This is a genomic window from Nostoc sp. ChiVER01 (genome assembly GCF_034531155.1).
Lineage (GTDB): Bacteria > Cyanobacteriota > Cyanobacteriia > Cyanobacteriales > Nostocaceae > Nostoc.
In genome coordinates this window covers 1-1,269 of the sequence record NZ_JAVRBS010000073.1, presented here as the reverse complement: position 1 = coordinate 1,269, position 1,269 = coordinate 1, and the positions used below count along the sequence as shown (strand labels likewise).

Here is a 1,269-nt window from a genome sequence, read left to right as displayed (position 1 = left end):
CTAGTGGTCTGTCGCATTAATTCTGCTGGGTTGGGTAAATCTTTGAAAGCTTAACTCTAGCGTCTTCTGTACGAAAGCGCCAATCCACACAAACTTTATTTATATTACGTTCACATTCCCAACTTGAAATCTCTTTTTCTAAAGTTTTGGTATCGGGTATTCTTCGTTGAAGACATTGGCGCACAAGTACTTCAACCATGTTTAACCCTTCGGGTTCGCCAGTTGCTTCAAGTCGGGGAACCCGCCCAACGCACTGGCTCACCAACTGCCATGTTTTGGTGTGTGATGAATCTCTAATTTTTTGGCGATTCGCCTTGCTTCTTCTGGGGTAAATGCTTGATATAAAGCACTGATTGTATGCGTATTTAAGTTGTCCATTACTAATCGAATTATTTCCGCATCTGGAAAATGAATATCAACCAAATCTTTCATACAATAAGCAAAATCAACTTTAGTTCTTCGGGGAGTAACAATAATTATGTCTCCATGCTAAATATGGGGCTAAAAAAGCAAATAGATTACAACTGCCATTGCGTTCATATTCATAATCAACTTTTTCCACTATTCCGGGTTTATCTTCTGTTTTTGGTGTTGGTGGTATCGGTTGATGAACATCCCCAATTAATTGGCACAATCTTTCATCGAAGCACACCAATGGACGTTTTAGGTCAATTGGTTGAGCATATAAATCTAGTACATCTTCCATACAGCAGACAAATTCTGCACTTACTTGTGGGATACACCATTGTTCTTTCAGCCAAGGCAAAAGTCAAGTTTTTTTTAATGTGCGTCCTACTGTATCGGCACTGATACTATCTACCATTTCTAGACTAATTAGCTTGTCAGCTAACAATTGTAATGTCCATCGTTGGTGTCCTGTTGGTGGCTGGCTGCAAGTGGTAGCAATCAAAAATGCCTCTGCACTGACCGTTAGCTTACGTGGTTTTCCAGGACGCTTACGCTCGCTTATAGTATTTTTCAAATTTTCTTGGACAAACTGTTTCCGCGTCCTTTCCACTGTGGCTACACTTATGTGTAAAATTTTGGCGATCGCTTCATCTGTTTCACCTGACGAAGCCATGAGTAAAGTGTGCGCCCGACGAATCATTCGCGCCGTTGCTTTTCCTTTTTTCACTATTTCAACTAATTGTTGATGCTGTTCTTGTGTTAGCTTTACTATGTGCTTTTTTGGCATACTCTTCTGATCTGCGATCGCTCAACTCTCTGTTTCAATTCTAACCCAGCAGAACTTATGAGACAAACCACTAG

The 1,269-nt window shown here is 40.5% G+C and carries 1 pseudogene; it reads right to left on the bottom strand.

Annotation, left to right across the window (positions count from 1 at the left end):
* Positions 1–16: 16 nt before the first annotated feature.
* A pseudogene (locus RMY00_RS36010) lies at positions 17–1,195 on the bottom strand (IS630 family transposase).
* Positions 1,196–1,269 lie beyond the last annotated feature (74 nt).